This is a genomic window from Methylococcus geothermalis, assembly GCF_012769535.1.
GTDB classification, from domain to species: Bacteria; Pseudomonadota; Gammaproteobacteria; order Methylococcales; family Methylococcaceae; genus Methylococcus; species Methylococcus geothermalis.
The window spans coordinates 882,501-904,268 of record NZ_CP046565.1; the positions used below are offsets into that span (position 1 = coordinate 882,501).

The following is a 21,768-nucleotide window of genomic DNA, read 5'->3' on the forward strand; positions in this document are numbered from 1 at the left end:
TGATACCGCCCAAGAGTTCATATCGACGGCGGTGTTTGGCACCTCGATGTCGGCTCATCACATCCTGGGGCTGTAGCCGGTCCCAAGGGTATGGCTGTTCGCCATTTAAAGTGGTACGCGAGCTGGGTTTAGAACGTCGTGAGACAGTTCGGTCCCTATCTGCCGTGGGCGTTGGAGATTTGAGGGAAGTTGCTCCTAGTACGAGAGGACCGGAGTGAACGAACCGCTGGTGTTCCGGTTGTCATGCCAATGGCATTGCCGGGTAGCTATGTTCGGACAGGATAACCGCTGAAAGCATCTAAGCGGGAAGCCCCTCCCAAGATGAGATCTCCCTGGGACCTCGAGTCCCCTGAAGGGCCCTGGAAGACCACCAGGTTGATAGGTCGGGTGTGGAAGTGCAGTAATGCATGAAGCTAACCGATACTAATGGCCCGTGAGGCTTGACCATATAACACCCAAGACGTTTGGGTGTGTGCGACACAAACCGCGAACACAGTGTACGTTGACCAAATGCCTCGAGAGCTCGAGCTCGACAACCAGTTTTGCCTGGCGGCCAGAGCGAGCGGGAACCACCCGATCCCATCCCGACCTCGGAAGTGAAACCGCTTAGCGCCGATGATAGTGCAGATACCTGTGCGAAAGTAGGGAACTGCCAGGCTCTTAATCTTAGCAACAACCTTCAACCCCGATATCCTCATCAGGATATCGGGGTTTTTGTGCATTCTCCTTTCGCGCCGGAAGCCTTTTTGATGTTTACGGCGCATGAGCACTGACCACGAACCAATTGATCGTTCCCAAACCGATCAAGGCAATGCTCAACCCTATCTGAAACCGCAGATCCATGGTGTTGATGCGGGCTATCACCGCGGGCCGTTCGAGCTCAGATGCCTCGTCCAGCTTATTCGAGCCCCACATGAACAAGCAGAATAAGATCAGGGTCGTGAGATAGCACAAATTGTAAATCGTATCGAGGAACGTCACATAGGGTAGGTCTGGCAACTCGGCTTTATAGCCTTGCTGAAGAAAGATTAGAGTCAGCAATACCATCGGTGGAAGCCCGACGCGGACGTCCCAGAGCGATGAGGACAGCATGGGGGCAAACATGACCAGAGCCATGACGGTCACCAAGGGGAGAAAAAGCTCCAGGATCGACGAGGTAATGGATTTCTTGTATATCACCTCGAATCGGACTTGGCTGATTTTCTTGGTCGTATCATCGTCGCTATCGACCAGACCGAAGTTCGTCCCGTAATTGTGAATGAATGCCTTGATCTCGCTCCCGCGAGTGATATAGCCCATGATATCGATGTATTCCCCGGTGCCGGATTCCGCTATGTCCGGAATCAGTTTGATGTGTTTGGCGTTGAGTGCTTCGTCTTCGGAGTTCAGCTCGAAGGTTTGCGCCAATCGCAATGTCTGAAATGGGAATTGCCTAAAATTCAACTCATTTGCATAGAAATGCCCCGAATAGCGGAAGTTCTGATAGTAATCTCCATTCGGGAGCCGTATCGGTTCACGGTGCGCCGGGGTCAGGCTGAAATCCCAGCCATTGACTGAGTTGACGAAGTCCAGCATCTGCGTTGCGGGAATGCCATTGGCGTCAAATAGCTCCTGGGCGGAGGGAGGCCAGGTCAACCAGACCCACCCTTCGGCATCGAAGGTTTTTTGATTGGGCGAGAAGTTATAGATGTTTTCGACATAAACGCCTAAATTCAGGGCTATCGCATGATGATCGGAAGGGCTGGGCAGATTTGCCGGTAACAATTGATCCCGGCGGCTGAAGTCGGTCCGGTCGAGGAATCCAGTGCGGATTGTGAGCACCGTAAGGATAAGAATCATGACGAACAGACCAACGGCGACAAAGCTTCCTTGGTTGCCCATTTTCCACCAGCTGTTGTTCATGATCGAATGGTCAAAATGTTAACGCAGTAGGGGTTATGGGGCCGCATCTACGACGATGATGGACAGCCGTGCTTCCAAACCGGCGCCGATCGGGTCGGACAAGGCCACGCGGCCATTGGCGATGAGACGAATCGGTTCCAGGCGGCGGCCGATGTCACTATAGGATCGAGCAATGGCTTGGAGCAAGGGACGTCCGCGCCGGTCCACCGCCGTCGACGACAGTATCGATGTCTCAAGGCTTGTGCATCGCATCGCGGGCCGAGGCATGGGCGAGCTGAAAATCCAGCAGTGCCTCGGTGGGCAAAGGCATGTCTGGCATGGCCAACGGGCTCTGCGGGCCTGGGTGCGCAGATCGCTCCAGCGGAAGCTCATGCGGCGTTCCCGGTGAAATTGCCGATGCCGCCCAGCAAGGGGGTGGGGCCAAGCGCTGGCCGGTCTCGAGTTTCATGCAGTTGTCGCCGACGGTGCCGCGCTCCGGTTCCGGTGCCATCTGCCGACCTTCGCGCCATGGGGAAAGGTCCACGCCGATGCTCCGGTTTGTGGTCTCGGTGCCGGCAAGCGTCCGGCACTTCACAGATTTAGCTTTTGCCCCTCGCCGATGCGGTATAGGTCATCGGAACTCCAGCAGCCCCCGGTCCCACATTCCCGGCGCCTGATACCCCAGCAGATTCACGGTGGTGGCGGCCACGGCGCTCAAGCCTGCATCGCCTGGATTAGTGACGACCGCCCGGCGGCGGCTGTCGTAATAGATGAACGGCACCGGATTGAGCGTGTGCGAAGTCTTGGCCTTGGGGATACCGTGTACGCTCTGCTGGGGCTCACCGGTTTTTTTGTCCAGTTCGTACATCTCGTCGGCGTTGCCGTGGTCGGCGGTGATCAAGGCCACGCCTTCGAGGGCGTCGATGACCGGCAGCAGCCGCGCCAGCGCCAGATCCACCGTTTCGACGGCGATGATCGTCGCCTGGTAGTTGCCGGTATGGCCGACCATGTCGCCGTTGGCGTAGTTGACGCGGGCGGTGCGGTGTTTTCCGGTCTTGAGCTGGCGAATCAGTTCGTCGGTGATTTCGGCCGACTTCATCCAGGGGCGCTGCTCGAACGGCACCTTATCGGAAGGAATTTCGACATAGGTTTCCAGCGTCTCGTTGAACTTGCCGCTGCGGTTGCCATTCCAGAAATAGGTGACGTGGCCGTATTTCTGGGTTTCGGAGATGGCGAGCTGGGTGATGCCTTCCGCCGCCAGGTATTCGCCCAAGGTGTCGCGGATGGCGGGGGGCGAGACCAGATAGCGCCGAGGGATGCCGAGATCGCCGTCGTACTGGAGCATGCCGGCATAGGTTACGCCGGGATGGCGCACTCGGTCGAAGGGCGCGAATTCCTCCTCTTCGAAAGCGCGGCTCATTTCGATCGCCCGGTCGCCCCGGAAGTTGAAGAAGATCACGCTGTCCTTGTCGAAGATCCTGCCGATGGATTCGCCATCCTGAACGATGACGAAGGGCGGCAGGTTCTGGTCGATGATGCCCGGATGTTCCGCGCGCAGGGTCTCGATGGCCTGGGTCGCCGACTCGAAATGCCGCGCCTCGCCCAGCACATGGGTGCGCCAGCCGCGCTCGACCATGTCCCAGTCGGCTTCGTAGCGGTCCATGGTGATGCTCATGCGCCCGCCGCCGCTGGCGATGCGGGCATCGAACCCATCCTTCCGGAGTTCGGCCAGGAAGGTTTCGAATGGGCCGACATAGTCCAGTGCCGAAGTCTCCGGCACGTCCCGGCCGTCCAGCAGGATGTGGACGCGCACCCGCTGCAGACCATCGGCCTTTGCCCGCACGATCATTGCCTTGAGGTGATCGATGTGCGAATGCACGTTGCCGTCGGAGAACAGGCCGATGAAATGCAGGGTGGAGCCGTGTTCCCGGGCGTTGGCGATGATTTCCCGCCACGCCGCGCCCTGGAACAGCGTACCGGAAGCGATCGCCTCGGCCACCAAGGAGGCGCCTTGGTTGTAGACCTGCCCGGAACCCAGCGCGTTGTGGCCAACCTCGGAATTGCCCATGTCCTCGTCGCTGGGCATGCCCACCGCCTTGCCGTGGGCCTTGAGGAAGGTGTGCTGGCAAGTCGCCAGCAGCCTGTCCAGCGTGGGCGTGTAGGCCTGGGCAATCGCGTTGCCGAAAGTTTTTGGGCTGTAGCCGATACCGTCCATGATGATGGTCACGACGGGGCCTTTGACGCCGGGGAAGGTAGGGTGCTTTTTCAACATGCGGGGTTTTTGCCGTGAGATGGGGGTATTGGGTTACAGGGTCAGTCTGAAGCCGGAGAGCAGCATCCCCGGCACCTTGGCGCCGCCGAGCGAGCGCTGCTCGTAGGTATCGGTGGCGGGGAACAGCCGGGCCTCGTCGCTCAGCGCCTCAAGTTCCGTCCCGAAGATCCGGTAAAGGCTGTCGTCGAAGCGCAGGTCGCGGATCGGCGCAACGATCTCGCCGTGCTCGACCAGGAAGCAGGCATAGCGTGTCATTCCGGTCAGGCGGGCGCTTTGCAGGTCGCTCCAGTTGAGGTAGTGCAGATTGCCGATGTAAAGGCCGGAATCCAGCCGCTTCAACGCGTCCCGCTCGGGCAGGTTGCCGGGCAGTATCTCGGGGGAGCGTAGCTGCTCTTCCGACCACGGACCGGATTCCGCGCCATTGGAGACCACGCCGTATTCCCGTGCGGAGCGCGCCCCGATCAGCAGATTCTTCGGCTTGCCGCGGTCGGCGATGGGCACCGTCATGGGGGCGATTTCCCCGCAGCTGTTGAATCTCGGGCCGAGTCCGAGCGCGAAGTTCTCCCGCAGGCTGAACTTCTCGGACAGCGGTACTTCGCCTTCGATCCAGCGCCGCAAGGCCGATCCGCCTTTTTTCCAGGCGCCGTAGCTGACCGCGCCCCAGGACAGCAGGTCGACGAGATGGGCGACGGCGGCCGGCGCGAGATAGACGCGGTATTCGCCCGGCGGTAGTGCCCTGGATGGGTATTGCAGCTGCGCGAGCAGCCGGCGGTCGGCGTCCAGCGCGGCTGAAAGCCTTGCCCCGTTCCAGTCCGCGCCGCTCAACAAGCCTTTGACGGCCTTGTTTTCGCCTTCCGAATTCACGGTGAACAAGGAATAGTCGAGGAAAAAGCCGGAAGCCGAATACCAATGGCTCTGGCCTTCCGAATTGCGCACGCCGCGAACCTGGAGTCCCGTGGCGAACAGCCCGGCGAAATCGATATCCGCGGTGGCGGTGGCGATCTGCTCGACGACCCCTTCCGTCGCCGGCGATTCGCCTTCCTGCCATTCCTCGCTCTGGCCGTGATTTTCCAGGGGTGTCGCGAAAGGGTCGGGAGGCAGGGCGGCGGCTTCCGAGCGGGCCTGCGCCAGCATCGCGTGCAGGCTGCAAAGGTCTTGGGTTTCCTGGCCGGAGAGATCCGTCGTGAATCTCACCTGGCGGTCTTGGCTCCGGAAGTCCAGCGCCAGCCGCAACTGGCGCACGCCGGTGGCCTGTCTGATCTTGCCGGCGTTGAAACGGAGATAGGTCTGGTCTTCGCCGGCAAGGCTCAGACTCGCCGCCTCCCACGGGCGGAGCGCAGCGAAGGCGCCGTCGCTCAGCCGTTCCAGCAGGCGATGGGCATCCCGCGCGAAGCTCACCGGCCACCCCCGAAAATTTCCACGCCGGAGAACAGGCAATGGGGGGAGGCGTGGCCGACCCGGATCATCTGGTTGGGTTCGCCCTTGCCGCAGAACGGAGTGCCGAAAATGCCGAAGCTCTCCCGGTTGCCGACCATTTTCAGCGAATGCCAGAAGGGGATGCTCACGCCCCGGTAATTGGGATTTCGGACCACACGGGTCAGCCGCCCGTCCTCGATCAGGCGCGCGTATTCGCAGCCGAACTGGAATTTTCGCCGGTAATCGTCGATCGACCAGGAGCGGTTGGCGCTCATGTAGATGCCGCGCTCGACCGAGGCGATCATTTCGTCCAGGGTGCTGTCGCCGGGGTCGAGGTTGAGGTTGGCCATGCGGTCGATCGGCGCCCGGTTCCAGCCTGCCGAGCGGAAGTTCGCAACGCCCGGGAGGCCGAGCCGAGCTTGGCTTTCCAGGCTGCCGAGCCCGCGCAGCAGCAGGCCGTTACGGATCAGGTATTGACGGTCGGCGCGATTGCCGCAGTCGTCGAAGCCATAGGAGGCGAATTCGCTTGGCAGGGTGGGATCGAAGCTGATGTTCATGAGGGGCGAGCCGTATTGCAGCCGGCCGAAATCCTCCGGTTTGACGAAACTCCAGCCCGCGTAGTTGCGCTCGTCGCCGAGGATGCGGTCCAGTTCCAAGGGATGGCCGACCGATTCGTGAATCTGCAGCAGCATCTGGTCCGGCGCCAGCAGCAGGTCGCGGGTGTCGTCCGGACAGTCGTCGGCGTCGAGCAGTTCCAGCGCCTCCCGCCCGGCCCGCTCGCATTCCTCGAAGATGCGCTCGAAGTCGAGCACTTCGAGCCCGCCCTGCAGGCATCGGGCGACCGGGCCGTTGAGGGAGCGCCGCTGAATTTCCGGTCCGTTCCGAGCCGTCGCCATGAAGTTCTGGCTGATCAGGTGGAAGCGTTGCTCGATGTCGGCGCCGCTCGAGGTGAGGTAATGGCTTAAGTGTTCGGTCAGCACGATTGCCGCGGAAGTTTCGACGATCCTGTCGGAGACCCGCAGCCGGGCGCAGGCGGCAACCAGTTTGGCCGTGAGTTCGGCCAAGCTCAGGGCATCGAAGCCCTGTTCGCAGGGACCGGCGAACTCGCCGCGTACCGCGGGACGCAGTCCTTCGGAAAACCCGGCCGCGGCATGGCGAGCGCTCGCCCGGGCCAGCCGAACGGCTCGGCACGCCGCGTCGCGCAGGCCGGTCTCCGACAGGTCCGAAGTCGCCGCGTAGGCCAACTGGCCGTCCGCCACGGCTTCGATCATCGCGCCATGGCTGCGATGCACCTGATTCCGCTCAGGACGGCCATTGCGGACGGCGCGGTGCTGGCTGGTTTCTTCGACGAAGCGCAGACCGATCCAGTCGGCTTCGCCAGCGAGCCGCGAGAGCGCGGACAGCGGGTCGACGACGGTGGGTGCAGCTTGCGGTGCGTTCATGGAGGCCGGAGGGAATGGAATCGGTACGCGGCAGTTGTCGCCGATTCTATCAGTTCCGGAACGGCGAGATTGCGCGATTCATACGGGCGGGATACGCTGAGCGCTTGAATTGCGTACGACGATTTCTCCCGAACGGTCCATGCCCTCGCCTGCCGATTTGAAGCTTTACACCACCGGAACGCTGTCCGGGCTGAGCGAAGACGCCGCGCGCTCGGCCCGTTTGCGCAAGAATCTCAACGTCCATCCGGTACTGGAGGATCCCGTCCAACGCCTGTTCAACGCTCTGGAGCCCGGCACCTATGCGCGGCCGCACCGCCATTCCCGTTCCGACGGTTGGGAGCTGATGGTCGTGGTGCGGGGCGCGTTTTCGGTGTTGGTTTTCGACGATCACGGTCGTGTCGCCGAACGGATAGACTTGAAGGCGGACGGGGGCGACTGTGCCGTCGAGATTCCCGCGGGGGCTTGGCACACGGTCGTCAGCCGGGTGTCCGGAACGGTCATGGTCGAGGTGAAGCCGGGACCCTATTCGCCGATCGCCGACGAGGATTTTGCAGCCTGGGCGCCGGACGAGGGCAGCGCGGACGCGGCCGCACAGCTGCGCCGGTTGGAGTCGGCGCAACCGGGCGATCGGGTATGTTCCACCGAGTTCCTTTCATGATTCATCGGGACGCGAGGTTTCCATGACGCATGGCCGGGCCGAGAGCCATCACGAGTCCCACCGGCACGGACTGCACGTGACGCACGCCGTACCGGGCCGCATCCGGTTGAAGTCCGAACGCCTCAAGGGACGCCCGCAGGATGCGGAGCAGCTTGCTGCGCGTCTCTCCAAGGTGGCGGGAATCCGTCACGCCGCGGTCAATCCGACCACCGGCAGCATCACTCTCCACTATCATTCGAGGGCGCTGGAGTCGCTCACGTTCTTCGCCGAGTTGGCGGCGGCTTTGGGTCTCATCGCGGTCGACATCCAGGCGGGCGATGTGGAGGGGTTGTTCGCGCTGATGGGACTTTCGCCCGCCGATGCGGTCCGTTCCTTGTGGGGGCGGGGCCGTGAGCCGGCGGAGCAGGCCGCCGAGGAGAGCGTTGCGGGCGATGTGCTGCGGCTGCTTGGGGCCGGAATCGCCCTCGGTGTTTTGGCCTGGAAGCTGAGCCGCTGAGGGTATGAGCTGGACCTATCTGATCCTGGCCGGCTGTCTGGAAATCGGCTGGCCGCTTGGCTTCAAGCTGTCGCAAAATGAAGGCGCGCGGCTGCCGGGGCTCATCATGGCGGTCCTATGCATGGCGCTGAGCGGCCTTTTCCTGTGGCTGGCGCAGCGGGAGATACCCATGGGTACGGCCTACGCCGTGTGGACCGGCATCGGGGCTGCCGGTACCTTTTTCGTCGGCGTATGGTTTTTCGGTGATCCGGCCAGCCTGGGGCGTTACTTGGGCGCGGCGCTGATCGTCGCCGGCGTGATCACCCTCAAGCTGGCGCATTGAGCCGGTGTCGGGTTTTTTCCATCACAACGAGGGATACGACGATGTTCAAGCGATTTTTGGTATTCGGGTTGGTTCTGTTCGGTTGCGCGTTTTCCCCGCTTGGTTCGTCCGAGGTGATTCCGGCGGGCGGGGGGCGGGTGCAGCATGTCGTCATCGTTTGGCTCAAGGATCATGGCAGCCCGGCCGCACGGCAGCAGTACATCGAAAACAGCCGGCGCCTGGGGAAACTTCCCATGGTTCTCCATTACCACGTCGGTACGGTGCTGACCGGAGACAGGGCCGTCGTCGACAGCTCCTACGACGTGGGGGTGGTGGCCACGTTTGAAAACGATGAGGCGCTACGGGACTATCTGGCGCATCCCGAACATCGAAGAGTGATCGACGAGTCCCTCAAGCCGCTGGTGGACAAAGCCGTGGTTTACGATTTCAAGGAATCGAACTGAGTTCCCGCGGCATTCGAATCCATCGCGCTCAGCCGAGCCGCTTCCCTCCTCATCTTCCATCCGCCGACACCCCCGGTGTCGGCGCGATCAACACGCCCTTCGCTGCAGCACGATCTGTCGGTTTTGCGACAAGCGGCGGTGATCCCATGTCGTGAATCTGACAGGCGGTAAGGTTCTAAGCTTTTGAAATGACAGCGGATTCATTCGTGGCACGACCGCTGCTTGGTTGCGGGCAAGCAACGGATCGGGGAGTTCCCAGCGATGGCCAAAGCCAATGTTACCTTTGAAGACATCGGTGTCACCGTCACCGTCCCGGCCGGAACCCGGATGATCGAAATATCGGAGAAGGTCGGGGCCGGAATCATTTACGGTTGCAGGGAAGGAGACTGCGGCACATGTCTCATGGTAGTCACCGCCGGCGGGGACAATCTGAGCGAACCGTCCGTTCTGGAAGACAAGATACTGCGGGAAAACCTGGCCGGGAAGAACAACCGTCTGGCCTGTCAGGCACAGGTGTTGGGCGGCGAGATTTCCGTCCGGCCAGCCTGAGGGCGCGACGCCGTCCGATGCGACTTTATTCTTAGGGACCGGAGTTCGGAACGATGAGATATGAGATGAACTGGGTGGAAATCACGGTGGTCATGCTGGTCGCCCTGACCGCATACTTCCTTCTGCGCATCTGCTTTGGCGCACGGCCGCGTATGGAAAGATAAGGGATTCCCAGACGTAAACGCGCAAAAAGAAGGCCGCTCCCGGAGAACGGCCTTCGCGCAGGACGTCTGTCCGGCGGGTTGTTCACATTTGGGATTGCAGATAGTTCTGTAGCCCCACCTTGCCGAGCAGCTCCAACTGGGTTTCCAGCCAGTCGATGTGCTCCTCCTCGCTTTCGAGGATATCCTCGAACAGCTCGCGGCTGACATAGTCGCCGCATTTTTCGCAGCAGGCGATGGCCTCCTTGAGCACAGGCAGGGCCTGGTGCTCGAGTTGGAGGTCGCAACGCAGCATTTCCTCGGGATTTTCGCCGATCTTGAGCTTGCCCAAGTCCTGCAGGTTCGGCAGGCTTTCCAGGAACAGGATCCGCTCGATGAGGCGGTCGGCATGCTTCATCTCGTCGATGGATTCCTTGTATTCGTGTTCGTTGAGCTTTCCGAATCCCCAGTTCTTGAACATCCGGGCATGCAGGAAATACTGGTTGATCGCGGTCAGCTCGTTGGTGAGAACCTTGTTGAGGTATTCGATGACTTGATTGTCGCCTTTCATGTCGGGGTACTCCGTGTGGGGAACGCGCCTAGTTTACTCGGGGCGTATGGCTACCGGTAGTAGCCGAGGCGGGCAGCGCGAGAACTCCAGGCTGGAACGTCACGGGCACACATATTGCGTCATTGGGTATCGAAAGGAGGTGTTACCGTGCCAATAGACTTGTCGAACTTTGAGGACGCATCGAATCACGATCTCCCGTTCTCCCTGGTGCGCGCAACGGTGGATCAGGCACCGGTGGCGATCTCGATCACGGACTTGAAAGCCAACATCCTGTACGTCAATGCAGCTTTCAGCGAAATTACCGGCTATGCACCACAAGAGTGCATCGGACGCAACGAATCGATGCTGTCGGACCAGCGCACGCCGCCGGAGGTGTACCGGGAACTATGGGGATGCATCACCCGACAGCAGGCCTGGCGCGGCCGTTTGCTGAACCGGCACAGGGACGGCCGGCGCTACCTGGCGGATCTCACGGTGGCTCCCATGCTGAACGAGGCGGGAGAGACCACGCATTTCATCGGCATGCATCGCGACATCACGGAAGAGTATCTGCTGCAGCGGCAGGTTCGCCAGCAGACGCTGTTCCTGGAAACCGTGGTGGCATCGATCCCGGTGTCAGCGGTGCTGATCGACGAGAACGGCCAAATCGTTCTGGACAACCTGATGTACAAGGCGCTGGCCAGCGATCTGAAGGTCGAGGAACCCGCGCTGCTGTTCCTGAAATTGCTGCGGCAGGAGTCGGGCGAGGAATGGAGCGATTTCTGGCACCGCGAAAAGGCGTTCAGGAATCTGGAGTTGCGTTTCGATCCGGGGGGCGGCAGGCCTTCGCGCTGGTTCTCCTGCGCCGGCCAATGGTTCCGCCATGAGGAGGGTACGGTCGATGGCTTTTTCTCCGGCTCGGAGAAAGGCTATCTGCTGCTGACGGTGGATGACGTCACCCAGCAGAAGAAACAGCAGGAGCAATACCGCCTGCGCGGTCTCCAAGCCCTGATGGCCGAGGAGGAAAAGCTCGAGAGCCTCAAGGAAACGCTGTTCGCCGCAATCCACCAGATCCAGGGGCCGCTGAACCTGATCGGCGCCGCCAAGAACATCCTGGACCGCCGCGGCGACGATGCCGGCAACGTGGCACTGCGCGATCTGCTGCAACAGGTCATCGCGGCCGGGGAGGCATCGATCGGCACCCTCGAGAAATGCATCCCCCATACCGACAACCATGCCTTCAAACCGGTCAATCTGAACCAAGTGCTGCACGACGCCATCACGCTGCTGACCGAACGCCTGCTCGCCAGCGGCATCGTGGTGGAGTGGGTGCCGACCCCGGTCTTGCCCAGCCTGCGCGGCTCGGAGAACCGGCTGCGCTCGCTGTTCAAGCAGGTGATCGAGAACGCCATCGATGCCATGGCGCATTCCAGACAGCGCGAACTGCGCATCCATACCTGGACGCGTGACCAGCTGATCCACATCACCATCGAGGATACCGGGCCGGGGATACCCCCGGGGCTGCGGACCCAGGTGTTCGAGCCGTTTTTCACCACCAAGGCGAGCTCGGGCCGCCAGCATGTCGGCATGGGGCTGGCCGTCGCTCACGAGATCGTCAACCAGCACAACGGCATGATCCGTATCGATCCGGACTACCACGAGGGCTGCCGTATCCATATGCAGTTTGAAATCAGACAAACGCAGCCGGAGAGGTCTGCGAAGGTTTCCCATGGTTGATCGCTACGCATTGATCGAGCGGGAGCTCGAAGCCCTTTATCAGGTCGGCCAGGTCCTGAACAGTACGGCCGGACTCAAGGGCAAGCTCGAAGGCGTGCTCAACGTCCTGCACGAGCAAGCCGATCTGCGCTCCGGAATGATCGCGCTGCGGGAGCCGGAAACCGATGCATTGGTATTGGCGGTACTGCGGCGGGGCGAAGCCGGACGGATTTCCGCTGAACCCGTGCGCTATGAGCCGGGCGAAGGCTTGATCGGCACCATTTTGGAAGCGAACTGCACCATTGTGGTAGAGCGCATTGCCGACGAGCCGCGTTTTCTCGGCCGCCTCGGCCTGTACGATCCGGAGCTGCCCTTCATCGGTTCGCCGATCCAGGTGGGCAGGGACGAGCTGCTGGGGGTGCTGGCCGCCCAGCCCAGCGAGCGCGAACTGCTCGGCGAGCGCGCCCGGTTTCTGGAGATGGTGAGCAATCTGGTTGCGCAAAGCGTGGCTTTGCTGCGCGGCATGGAACAGAAGCAGCGCGATCTCACGACGCAGTGCGAGCAGTTGCAGCAGACGCTGCGCTCGAATTACGGCTTCGAAAACATCATCGGGAGGACCCCGCCGATGATGCGCGTGTTCGAGACCGTGCGTCAGGTCGCGAAATGGAACACCACGGTGCTGATCCGGGGCGAATCGGGCACCGGCAAGGAGATGATCGCCAGCGCGATCCACTTCAATTCGCCGCGGGCGAGCGGCCCCTTCGTGAAGCTGAACTGTGCGGCGCTGCCCGAGAATCTGCTGGAATCGGAATTGTTCGGCCACGAGAAAGGCGCTTTCAGCGGTGCGGTCAACCAGCGCAAAGGGCGGTTCGAGCTGGCCAACCATGGAACCCTGTTCCTGGACGAGATCGGCGAGATTTCCCCGGCGTTCCAGGCCAAGCTGCTGCGGGTGCTGCAGGAGGGCGAATTCGAACGGGTCGGCGGGATTCACACGCTCAAGGTCGACGTGAGGATCATCGCGGCGACCAACCGCGATCTCGAGTCGGCGGTGGAAGAAGGGGCGTTCCGCGAGGACCTTTATTACCGCCTCAATGTGATGCCCATCCAGATGCCGCCTTTGCGCGAGCGCAAGGAAGACATCCCCGAGCTTTCCCGTTTTCTGTTGGGGCGGATATCCCGCAATCAGGGCGATCGGCCCCTGCAAATCAAGGAAAGCGCCATCCGTTCTCTGATGCGGCACGACTGGCCCGGCAATGTGCGTGAGCTGGAAAACCTGCTCGAACGCGCAGCGATCATGAGCCGCGAAGGAATCATCGACAGCGAGGTGATCGCACTGACGGGTCTAAAGGAAAAACTGTCGACGGTGGCCGACGTCGCTTCCTACAAGGCCGATCTGGATGACGAGAACCTGGACGAGCGGGAGCGGATCATCGCCGCGCTCGAGCAAAGCGGCTGGGTGCAGGCGAAGGCCGCGCGCCTCCTCGACATGACCCCGAGACAGATCGCCTACCGGGTCAAGATCCTGAATATCCATATGAAACACTTGTAAGGGTCCGCTGACGCAGGGACCGCCGTATTGACACACCCTGCGCATGTCGGCAGGCTCTTGCCCTTGCGTGCCGGGAGCCGGTTCGCACGTCCTTCCCAAGAACATTGCGAGGTGGTTATGAATGATGGAAAGCGCCAGGTGAGACAGGTCGGTGGAATATCAAGGATAGGGCCCCGGTCCGGGGCGATCCTCGTCCTCCTGGCGTCGCTGGCCGAACCCGCCCTGGCCAAGCGGGTGTATTGTCCGACCAATCTCCAATCCGAGCTGGATGCCATCAAGCCGGGTGGTACCTTGGAGATATCCGGAACCTGCGTCGGCCATTTCGTGGTCTGGAAAAACGTCGAACTTCAAGGCAAAGACACGGCTCCGACCCTGTTCGGAGCCGGCAGCGGCACGGTGCTGACCATCCTGGGAGCGGCCAACAAGGTCAAGCTCAAGAATCTCACCATCACTGGTGGCGGCGGCGTTGGCGATGGCGCCGGGATTCTCAATTACGGCCACCTCACGCTGGTCGGTTCGATGGTCGTGGGGAACAACGCCGTGAATCACGGCGGCGGCATTTACAATTACGGCACGACCACCCTGAAGCAGTCGCAGGTCACCGGAAACAGCGCCGGCCTGGATGGCGCCGGTATCTACAACAACAGTTCCGCCTCGGGTTGGGGAACCCTCTCCCTGTACGGGTCCGAGGTGACCGGCAATAAGGCCGGCGGTGGTGGCGGTGGGATTTACAGCTTCGGTTCCGCCTATCTCAAGAATTCCGTGCTGAACGGCAACCAGGCCGGCGGAGACGGCGGCGGACTCAAGAGTGCCCAGGGCTCGATAACCACGGTCACCGGTTCCGTGATCACCGGAAACATCGCGGCCAGCAATGGCGGGGTGTCGGGCACCATCACCTTCCAAGGGAAGCAGTCGACGATCAGCGGCAATCTGCCCGACGGTCCCTGAGGCATCTGCCGGATAGCCCGCATGGAAATCCCGATCGGCCGCCAGGCGCGGGCGGCCGATCGGGATTCGCCTGGCCGGCGGCTGGATACGGCGCCGGCTCTTACGGCGAACCCAGGCAGTGGTTCGCGGCCTGGTTGCTCATGATGACCAGGTCGAACGGAAATTCCCCTTTCTGATTGAAATGCACGGCCTCGGCCTTGCTGATCCGCTGCGATATCTCCTTCGCCATGCACTCGCATACCCGCCCCAGCTCCTGGTCGTTCTTGACGAGGTTGTCGGGATCGTTCTGCTGCCCCTTGATGCATTTTTCGACGTAAAGTTTTTCGAAAATCTGGTGCTCGGATTGAGTCACCGGAATGTGCGGAGGCGCGGAAGGAGCGGAGCTCGTTGTGGCGGCGGGAGCCGAAGTCTTGGCCGGCTCCGGGGTTTCGCTGCCGCAGCCGGCCAGCAGGACGGCGGTCGCGGCGAGTCCGGCCAGGGTCCGGTGGAAAGCTTTATCTTGATCCATGGAATGCCCTCGGGATGGGTTTATGGCGTCTGGGCGCAGGTTCAACAGGAGAGGCACTTTACCCAGCCAGGGCCGGGCAGGGCAAGTCCTGCCTGGAGGCTCCAAGACTACATTGATTTTCGGAGAGCCTCTTCTATAGTAAAAATCTCCCGCAAACTACAAGTTGGAGTCAGAGATGGAAAAGCTGTTCGCTTTGTTTGTGCTCATGTTTTTCAGCATTGCAGCCTGGGCCGAGCCCCTGGACATCAACACCGCGACCGCCGAGGAAATTGCCGCGACGATGACCGGCGTGGGAAAAGCCAAGGCAGAGGCCATCGTGAAGGAGCGGGAGGCTCACGGCAATTTCAAGTCGGTGGACGATCTGAAGCGCGTCAAGGGAATCAAGGAAGGCATTCTGTCCAAGAATCGCGACAAGATTACCGTCAAAAGCGATGGGGCCGCGTCACCGGCTTCCGCTGCTGCAGCCACGCCTGCTCCGGCCGGGACCACGGCGCCCGCAGCGGTAAAGCCGCCCCATTGAACTGACATCGGTTTTTCGTTGGGGAAAAGGCGCGGTTCAGGCCGCGCCTTGCCATGTTCCGTTCAGGGCGGGAGGGATTTGAAAGGACTCCAGCACCTTGATGTAGTTGGCGCGTTCGTAGGCGCTGGAATCCGCGAGCCGGCCGTGGCTCATGCTGCCCTTGAGCAGGGCGAGGGAGGCGAAACCGTGCGCCTCCATCCAGTGTTCGAGCCCTTTCACGAGTACCGTGGCATAGCTGGGTCCGTGCCGCAGCAGCGCCGAGGTCGTCATGACGGCGTCCGCGCCGGCAAGCAGATATTTGATGACCTCGCCGGCGCTGGCAACCCCGGTCGTGGCGCCCAGCGAAGGAGCGATTCTGCCGTGCAGCACGGCGATCCAGAGCAGGGGCAGACGTATTTCTCCGGGATTGCTCAGTTCCAGCGACGGGACGACCTCCAGCTGCTCGACGTCGACGTCGGGCTGGTAGAAGCGGTTGAACAGCACCAGCGCGTCGGCGCCGGCCTGTTCCAGGCGCTTGGCCATGTGGGCCATGGCGCTGAAAAACGGGCTGAGCTTCAAGGCGACCGGGATGCGCACCGCCGACTTCACGGCGGTGAGGATGTCCACATGGCGCTGTTCGATGTCGCTGCCGGACACGGCGGGATCGGTCTGGATGCCGTAGATGTTCAGCTCCAGCCCCCGTGCGCCGGCCTGTTCGATTTGTCGCGCGTAGTCGATCCAGCCTTCGTCGCTCACGCAGTTCAAGCTGGCGATGACCGGAATGTCGACGGCTTCCACCGCCCGCCGGATCAGGTCGAGGTAGCGCTCCGGTCCGGCGTGATAATCGGCGGGCGCCGGAAAATAGCTCAATGATTCGGCGAAGCTTTCGCTGCCCGAGGCCATCCGTTGGGAGAATACCTCGTTTTCATGCCGGATCTGCTCCTCAAACAAGGAAAACAGAACGACGGCTGCGACGCCCCCGTCTTCCAGCCGCCTGATGCCGTGGAGGCTTTCCGAAAGCGGGGAGGCCGAGGCGACGACGGGATGTTTCAAGGCCAGTCCCATATAGGTTGTGTTGAGGTCCATGTTGCATCTCCTCGATCATTGGGTCTTGAGGCTGGCATCGGGATGGAAGTGGGCGCCGGTCCGGCTCGCCATTTCCTCGTAGGTTTCCCATTTCTGGTCGACCACCTGCTGGGCCAGCGCCATCAAATGTTCGCTTTCCGCCGGGTGGGCGCGGGCCAGCATCTGGTAGCGTAGCTCGTTCATAGCATAGTCCTTGAGCCGGATGCGGGGGCGGGGCGAGTCCAGTACGAAGGGGTTGCGGTCGGATTGCCGCAGCATCGGGTTGTAGCGGATCAGCGGCCAATGCCCGCTGGCGGCAGCCAGGTCCTGCTGCTTCAGGCCTTGCCGCATGTCGATGCCGTGGGCGATGCAGTGGCTGTAGGCCAGGACCAGCGAGGGGCCGGGATAGGCCTCGGCCTCGCGCAGCGCCAGCAATGCCTGCTGGGGATTGGCTCCCATGGCGATCCGGGCCACATACACGTTGCCGTAGGCGATGGCCTGCAGCGCCACGTCCTTCTTGGCGACCGGCTTGCCGGCGGCGGCGAATTTGGCGACGGCGCCGAGCGGGGTGGATTTCGACATCTGGCCGCCGGTGTTGGAATACACCTCGGTGTCCAGCACCAGCACGTTGACGTCCCGGCCGCTGGCGAGGACGTGGTCGAGCCCCGCCGAGCCGATGTCGTAGGCCCAGCCATCGCCGCCGACGATCCAGATGCTGCGCCGGACCAGATGGTCGGCTACCGACAGCAGGTCCTTGGCGGCATCGCAGTCGATGCGTTGCAGCAGGGCTTTGAGTTCGGCGACGCGCAGGCGCTGGCGGCGGATCTCGGATTCGGTGAGTTGCGGCGCATTCAGTATCTCGGCGACCAGCCCGGCCGGAAGCTGTTGCCCGAGTTCCCCCAGGCGCTGGCGGGCGAGGGCCAGATGCTTGTCGGCGCTGAGCCGGAAGCCTAAGCCGAATTCGGCATTGTCCTCGAACAGCGAGTTCGACCAGGCCGGGCCGCGGCCTTCCGCGTTCTTGGTCCAGGGCGTGGTCGGCAGGTTGCCGCCGTAGATCGAGGAGCAGCCGGTGGCGTTGGCCACCAGCAGTCGGTCGCCGAACAACTGGGACAAGAGGCGCACGTAAGGCGTTTCCCCGCAGCCGGCGCAGGCGCCGGAAAACTCGAACAGCGGCTCCAGAAACTGGGCGCCGCGCACCGACGAGAAGTCTACCCGCGAGCGGTCGTTGACGGGCAGTTGCTCGAAGAAACGGATGCTGGCACGCTCCTGCTCCAGGCGCGGGGCTTTCGGCCGCATGTTGATGGCCTTGACGCCCGGCTCGCGCGGGCTGCGCGCCGGGCAGACCTCCACACAGAGGCCGCAGCCGGTGCAATCTTCCACGTAGAACTGCAAGGTGTAGCGGGTTTCCGGGAAGCCGCGCGCGTTGATGGGGGCGGACTTGAAGCCGCAGGGCGCATTTTCCAGTTGCGATTCCGGGTAGAACTTGGAGCGGATGACGCTGTGCGGGCAGACGAAGCTGCAGTTGCCGCACTGGATGCAGATGTCCGGTTCCCACGCGGGGACCGAATCGGAGATGTTGCGCTTCTCCCAGCGGGTCGTGCCGGAGGGGTAGGTGCCGTCGACCGGCAGGGCGGACACCGGCAGGGCATCGCCGGCCCCGGCCATCATGGCCGCCGTCACCCGCTGGACGAAGTCCGGCGCCTCGGGCGGCACGGGCGGCGGCATCGCCAGGTGGCTGTTGGCTCGCGCCGGCACCTCCACCCGGTACAGATGCGCCAGGGTATGGTCCACGGCGGCGAAGTTCTTTTTGACCACGTCCTCGCCTTTCTTGCCGTAGGTCTTGCGGATCGAGGCCTTGATTCGCTCGATCGCCTCCTCGCGCGGCAGCACGCCGGAGATGGCGAAGAAGCAGGTCTGCATGACGGTGTTGGTGCGGCCGCCCATGCCGGATTCCGCGGCGACTTTCGAGGCGTCTATGACGTAGAAGGCGATGCCCTTCTCGATGATGCTTTCTTGGACGGTACGGGGCAGACGGTCCCACACCTCGTTCGGCCCATACGGGCTGTTGAGCAGGAACACCGCGCCCTTGCGGGCATGCTCCAGCACGTCGATCTTCGCCACGAAGTTGAACTGGTGGCAGCCGATGAAGCCGGCCGAGCGGATCAGATAGGGCGACTCGATCGGCCGGGGTCCGAAGCGCACGTGGGAGACGGTGCGCGAGCCGGATTTCTTCGAGTCGTAGACGAAGTAGCCTTGGGCGTGCAGCGGGGTGGATTCGCCGATGATCTTGATGCTGTTCTTGTTGGCGCCCACGGTGCCGTCGGCGCCCAGGCCGAAGAACAGGGCGCGCACCACGTCGTCCGGCTCGATCTCGAACCGCTCGTCGTAGTCCAGGCTGGTGTGGGAGACGTCGTCGCGGATCCCGATGGTGAAGTGGTTCTTGGGTGCGTCTTTGTCGAGTTCGTCCAACACCGCCTTGGCCATGGCCGGGGTGAACTCCTTGGACGAGAGACCATAGCGGCCGCCGATGACACGGACGGGAGAGCCGCCTTCCGCCAGCGCGGTGACGACATCGGTGTAGAGCGGCTCGCCGGTGGAACCCGGCAGCTTGAGCCGGTCCAGCACCGCGATGGCCCGGACGCTCCCCGGCAGCGCGGCCAAAAAATGGGGCGCGGAGAAGGGCAGAGCAAGGCGTACCTGCACCACGCCGACCTTCTCGCCCCGCCGCCACAGGAAGGCTACGGTTTCGCGCAGGGTGAGCGCACCGGAGCCCATCACCACCGCCACCCGCTCGGCCTGCGGGTCGCCGAAGTAATCGAACAAGCGGTACTGCCGGCCGGTGAGTCCGGCGAATTTGTCGAACTGCGCCTGCACGATTTCGGGCAAGCGGGCATAGAACGGGTTGACGGTCTCCCGGCCCTGGAAATAGACGTCCGGGTTCTGGGCGGTGCCGCGGATGAAGGGGTTGTCGGGATTCATCGCCCGCCCCCGATGCTCGCGGACCCTGGCGGGATCGATCATGGCGCGGATGTCTTCGTCGGCGATCAGGTTCAGCTTGTTGACCTCGTGCGAGGTCCGGAAGCCGTCGAAGAAATGCACGAACGGAATCCGCGATTCCAGGCTAGCGGCCTGGGCCAGCAGGGCCATGTCGTGCGCCTCCTGCACCGAACTGGAGGCGAGCTGGGCGAAGCCGGTGGGGCGCACGGCGGCGACGTCGGAATGGTCACCGAAGATGGACAAGCCCTGGGCGGCGAGCGAGCGGGCCGCGACATGGAACACCGTAGGGGTGAGCTCGCCGGCGATCTTGTACATGTTCGGGATCATCAGCAAGAGCCCCTGCGAGGCGGTGAAGGTGGTGGTCAAGGCGCCTGTCTGCAGCGCGCCGTGCACCGCGCCGGCCGCCCCGCCTTCGCTTTGCATCTCCACCACCATCGGCACGTTGCCCCAGATGTTGGTTTTGCCCTCGGCCGCCCACTGGTCGGCCAGTTCGGCCATGGTGGAGGAGGGCGTGATCGGATAGATCGCGCAGACCTCATTGATCCGGTAGGCGATGTAAGCCACCGCCTCGTTGCCCTCGAGCGTGGTTTCCGTGGTCGGATGCATGGTCTCAGGCTCCCGGTTCGCTGATCATTTCTATGGCGTGGCAGGGGCATTGCTCGTAGCAGACGGCGCAGCCGGTGCAGCGGTCGTAGTCGTAGCGGTAGCGCTTGCCCGGCCCCAGCTTGACGATGGCCTGTTCGGGGCAGGCGCCGTAGCAGCCGTCGCATTCGAAACAGTTGCCGCAGGAGAAGCAGCGCCGGGCTTCGAACAGCGCCTCGGATTCGCTCAGCCCCTGCACGACCTCGTCGAAGCCGTAGGCCCGAAGGGCCGGATCGAGCTGGGGTTGCTTGCGCTGGTCGGCCTCGGTCAGATACCAGACGTGCAGCTTGTCGAAGCCGACGATGGGATGTTTGGGCGGCGGAACATACGCCGATCCTCGCAGATAGGCGTCGATGTGGCGAGCCGCTTTCTTGCCGTGGCCGACCGCCACGGCGACGGTGCGCTCGCTGGGCACCATGTCGCCGCCGGCGAAGATGCCCGGCTTGCCGGTCATCATGTTGGCGTCCACCAGCACCGTGCCGTCGTCCTTGAAGCGCATGCCGGGAATCTTGTGCAGGAAGGCGGTGTCGGTGTCCTGCCCCAGGGCGAGGATCAGGGCGTCGGCTTCCAGGGTCTCGAATTTCCCGGTCGGCTGCGGATAGCCTTGCTCGTCGATACGCATGACTTCGACCTGGATGTGGGTCTCGTCGATCTGCTTGATGCTTCGCAGCCAGTTGATCTTGACGCCTTCCTCCAGCGCCTCGTCGGCTTCGAACGGATGGGCCGGCATGTGCTCGCGGTCGCGGCGGTAGATGATCAGGGCCTCTTCCGCGCCCAGGCGCTTGGCGGTGCGGGCGGCGTCCATGGCCGTGTTGCCGCCGCCATAGATCGCGACCCGGCGCCCCAGCTTCGGTGGATCGCCGCTGGCGGCCTGGCGCAGGAAACTGACGGCATCGAGAATCTTGCCGGCGTCGCGGGAAGGGATCTCGACCCGCTTGCTCAGGTGCGCGCCGATGGCGAGGAAGACGGCGTCGAAGCGGCCCGCCGTCTTTTCTTCGAGCACGTCGTCGACCCGGCGGTTGAGCCCGATCTTGACCCCCATGCGTTCGATGCGCTGGATTTCCTGTTCCAGCTCGTGGCGCGGCAGGCGGTAGGCGGGGATGCCGAAATGCATCATGCCGCCCGCCTTGGGGCCTGCCTCGTGGATCTCGACCTCATGGCCCAGGCGGGCGAGATGATAGGCGGCGGACAGCCCGCTGGGGCCGGCGCCGATCACCAGCACCCGCCGGCCGCTGGGCGGCGCCTCGATCTCCGCTTCCCAGCCATCCCGCAGGGCGAGGTCGCCCAGGAAACGTTCGACCGCGTGGATGCTCACGGATTCGTCCACTTCGTTGCGGTTGCAATGGGATTCGCAGGGGTGGTAGCAGACCCGGCCATGCACCGCCGGCATCGGGTTGTCCCGCATCAGGATCTGCCAGGCATGCCGGTAGCGCCCGGCTTGGGCTTCCGCCAGCCAGGCCTGGATGTTCTCGCCGGCCGGGCAGGCATGGTTGCAGGGAGGGAGCAGGTCGACGTAGATCGGCCGCTGCCGGCGGACCGGGCCGGTGCCTTTGCCGTGGCCGCCCAGATCGGCGGGATGCGTGATGTCGCTGAACTTGGGGCCGCTCATGGCGTTCTCCATCGGGTCGGGCCTGCCGAACAGTAAGAAATTATCCTCTTCGATTCAAGTTTAGTG

Annotated in this window: 20 protein-coding genes and 2 rRNA genes (1 of these 22 cut by a window edge); 11 read left to right on the top strand and 11 right to left on the bottom strand. The window is 62.8% G+C overall.

Features of this window, described 5'->3' with window-relative positions; translation table 11 throughout:
- Together GNH96_RS04240 and rrf are read left to right on the top strand one after the other, a co-directional pair.
- A 23S ribosomal RNA gene (locus GNH96_RS04240) occupies positions 1-448 on the top strand (it extends 2,447 nt beyond the left edge of the window).
- 97 nt (positions 449-545) lie between these two features.
- Positions 546-658, top strand: a 5S ribosomal RNA gene (gene rrf, locus GNH96_RS04245).
- Between the two features lie 95 nt (positions 659-753).
- Here rrf and GNH96_RS04250 read toward each other — a convergent pair.
- From GNH96_RS04250 to GNH96_RS04275, 6 genes are read right to left on the bottom strand one after another with little or no spacing between them, the layout of a single operon-like run.
- Positions 754-1,902: a ligand-gated ion channel gene (locus GNH96_RS04250; RefSeq protein ID WP_228720005.1), complete on the bottom strand. Its 1,149-nt coding sequence runs from the start codon at positions 1,900-1,902 to the stop codon at positions 754-756.
- A gap of 33 nt (positions 1,903-1,935) precedes the next feature.
- On the bottom strand, positions 1,936-2,169 hold the full coding sequence (locus GNH96_RS16285; RefSeq protein ID WP_407658837.1) for an ethanolamine ammonia-lyase light chain EutC: 234 nt from the start codon (positions 2,167-2,169) through the stop codon (positions 1,936-1,938).
- Positions 2,135-2,476, bottom strand: coding sequence for an ethanolamine ammonia-lyase subunit EutB (gene eutB, locus GNH96_RS04260; RefSeq protein WP_223163463.1), 342 nt, complete (start codon positions 2,474-2,476; stop codon positions 2,135-2,137). Before eutB ends, GNH96_RS16285 begins: the two co-directional genes overlap by 35 nt.
- 36 nt (positions 2,477-2,512) lie before the next feature.
- A complete protein-coding gene (gene gpmI, locus GNH96_RS04265) occupies positions 2,513-4,153 on the bottom strand; it encodes a 2,3-bisphosphoglycerate-independent phosphoglycerate mutase (RefSeq protein ID WP_169602545.1) in 1,641 nt (546 codons plus the stop codon).
- A 33-nt stretch (positions 4,154-4,186) separates the two neighbouring features.
- Entirely contained in the window at positions 4,187-5,551 is a 1,365-nt protein-coding gene (locus GNH96_RS04270; protein WP_169602546.1) for a TldD/PmbA family protein, read from the bottom strand.
- Positions 5,548-7,011, bottom strand: coding sequence for a TldD/PmbA family protein (locus GNH96_RS04275; RefSeq protein WP_169602547.1), 1,464 nt, complete (start codon positions 7,009-7,011; stop codon positions 5,548-5,550). The genes GNH96_RS04270 and GNH96_RS04275 overlap by 4 nt, the downstream gene beginning before the upstream one ends.
- A gap of 139 nt (positions 7,012-7,150) precedes the next feature.
- On the opposite strand from GNH96_RS04275, the gene GNH96_RS04280 reads away from it, so the two are divergent.
- The 5 genes from GNH96_RS04280 to GNH96_RS04300 all read left to right on the top strand — a co-directional run bounded on the left by GNH96_RS04280 (position 7,151) and on the right by GNH96_RS04300 (position 9,479).
- Complete coding sequence (locus GNH96_RS04280) at positions 7,151-7,669, top strand: WbuC family cupin fold metalloprotein (RefSeq protein WP_169602548.1); 519 nt, start codon at positions 7,151-7,153, stop codon at positions 7,667-7,669.
- Positions 7,670-7,691: 22 nt separating this feature from the next.
- Positions 7,692-8,165 (top strand): HMA2 domain-containing protein, encoded by a 474-nt coding sequence (locus GNH96_RS04285; protein WP_169602549.1) that lies wholly within the window; start codon positions 7,692-7,694, stop codon positions 8,163-8,165.
- Positions 8,166-8,169: 4 nt separating this feature from the next.
- Positions 8,170-8,487 carry a DMT family transporter gene (locus tag GNH96_RS04290; protein WP_169602550.1) on the top strand — a complete coding sequence of 106 codons (318 nt, stop codon included), beginning with the start codon at positions 8,170-8,172 and terminating at the stop codon, positions 8,485-8,487.
- 41 nt (positions 8,488-8,528) lie between these two features.
- Positions 8,529-8,930 (top strand): Dabb family protein, encoded by a 402-nt coding sequence (locus tag GNH96_RS04295; RefSeq protein WP_169602551.1) that lies wholly within the window; start codon positions 8,529-8,531, stop codon positions 8,928-8,930.
- Between the two features lie 261 nt (positions 8,931-9,191).
- The gene (locus GNH96_RS04300) at positions 9,192-9,479 is read left to right on the top strand and encodes a 2Fe-2S iron-sulfur cluster-binding protein (RefSeq protein ID WP_169602552.1); all 288 of its coding nucleotides are present in this window, start codon (positions 9,192-9,194) and stop codon (positions 9,477-9,479) included.
- 246 nt (positions 9,480-9,725) lie between these two features.
- On the opposite strand, the gene bfr is transcribed toward GNH96_RS04300, so the two are convergent.
- Positions 9,726-10,190: a bacterioferritin gene (bfr, locus tag GNH96_RS04305; RefSeq protein WP_169602553.1), complete on the bottom strand. Its 465-nt coding sequence runs from the start codon at positions 10,188-10,190 to the stop codon at positions 9,726-9,728.
- A gap of 147 nt (positions 10,191-10,337) precedes the next feature.
- On the opposite strand from bfr, the gene nifL reads away from it, so the two are divergent.
- The 3 genes from nifL to GNH96_RS04320 all read left to right on the top strand — a co-directional run bounded on the left by nifL (position 10,338) and on the right by GNH96_RS04320 (position 14,382).
- Entirely contained in the window at positions 10,338-11,906 is a 1,569-nt protein-coding gene (gene nifL / locus GNH96_RS04310; protein WP_169602554.1) for a nitrogen fixation negative regulator NifL, read from the top strand.
- On the top strand, positions 11,899-13,434 hold the full coding sequence (gene nifA, locus GNH96_RS04315) for a nif-specific transcriptional activator NifA (protein ID WP_169602555.1): 1,536 nt from the start codon (positions 11,899-11,901) through the stop codon (positions 13,432-13,434). The genes nifL and nifA overlap by 8 nt, the downstream gene beginning before the upstream one ends.
- A 117-nt stretch (positions 13,435-13,551) precedes the next feature.
- Positions 13,552-14,382, top strand: coding sequence for a right-handed parallel beta-helix repeat-containing protein (locus GNH96_RS04320; RefSeq protein WP_228720006.1), 831 nt, complete (start codon positions 13,552-13,554; stop codon positions 14,380-14,382).
- Positions 14,383-14,482: 100 nt separating this feature from the next.
- Here GNH96_RS04320 and GNH96_RS04325 read toward each other — a convergent pair whose 3' ends face one another.
- Positions 14,483-14,890, bottom strand: a complete 408-nt coding sequence (locus GNH96_RS04325) for a hypothetical protein (protein WP_169602556.1) — start codon at positions 14,888-14,890, stop codon at positions 14,483-14,485.
- A gap of 175 nt (positions 14,891-15,065) precedes the next feature.
- Here GNH96_RS04325 and GNH96_RS04330 point away from each other — a divergent pair, with 175 nt between their 5' ends.
- Positions 15,066-15,410, top strand: a complete 345-nt coding sequence (locus GNH96_RS04330; RefSeq protein ID WP_169602557.1) for a ComEA family DNA-binding protein — start codon at positions 15,066-15,068, stop codon at positions 15,408-15,410.
- A 36-nt stretch (positions 15,411-15,446) separates the two neighbouring features.
- Here GNH96_RS04330 and GNH96_RS04335 read toward each other — a convergent pair whose 3' ends face one another.
- The 3 genes from GNH96_RS04335 to GNH96_RS04345 are packed head-to-tail and all read right to left on the bottom strand — an operon-like array spanning position 15,447 to position 21,702.
- The gene (locus tag GNH96_RS04335; RefSeq protein WP_169602558.1) at positions 15,447-16,475 is read right to left on the bottom strand and encodes a dihydroorotate dehydrogenase-like protein; all 1,029 of its coding nucleotides are present in this window, start codon (positions 16,473-16,475) and stop codon (positions 15,447-15,449) included.
- 15 nt (positions 16,476-16,490) lie between these two features.
- Positions 16,491-20,057, bottom strand: coding sequence for a pyruvate:ferredoxin (flavodoxin) oxidoreductase (nifJ, locus tag GNH96_RS04340; RefSeq protein WP_169602559.1), 3,567 nt, complete (start codon positions 20,055-20,057; stop codon positions 16,491-16,493).
- Positions 20,058-20,061: 4 nt separating this feature from the next.
- A complete protein-coding gene (locus tag GNH96_RS04345) occupies positions 20,062-21,702 on the bottom strand; it encodes an NAD(P)-binding protein (protein WP_169602560.1) in 1,641 nt (546 codons plus the stop codon).
- Between the last annotated feature and the right edge of the window lie 66 nt (positions 21,703-21,768).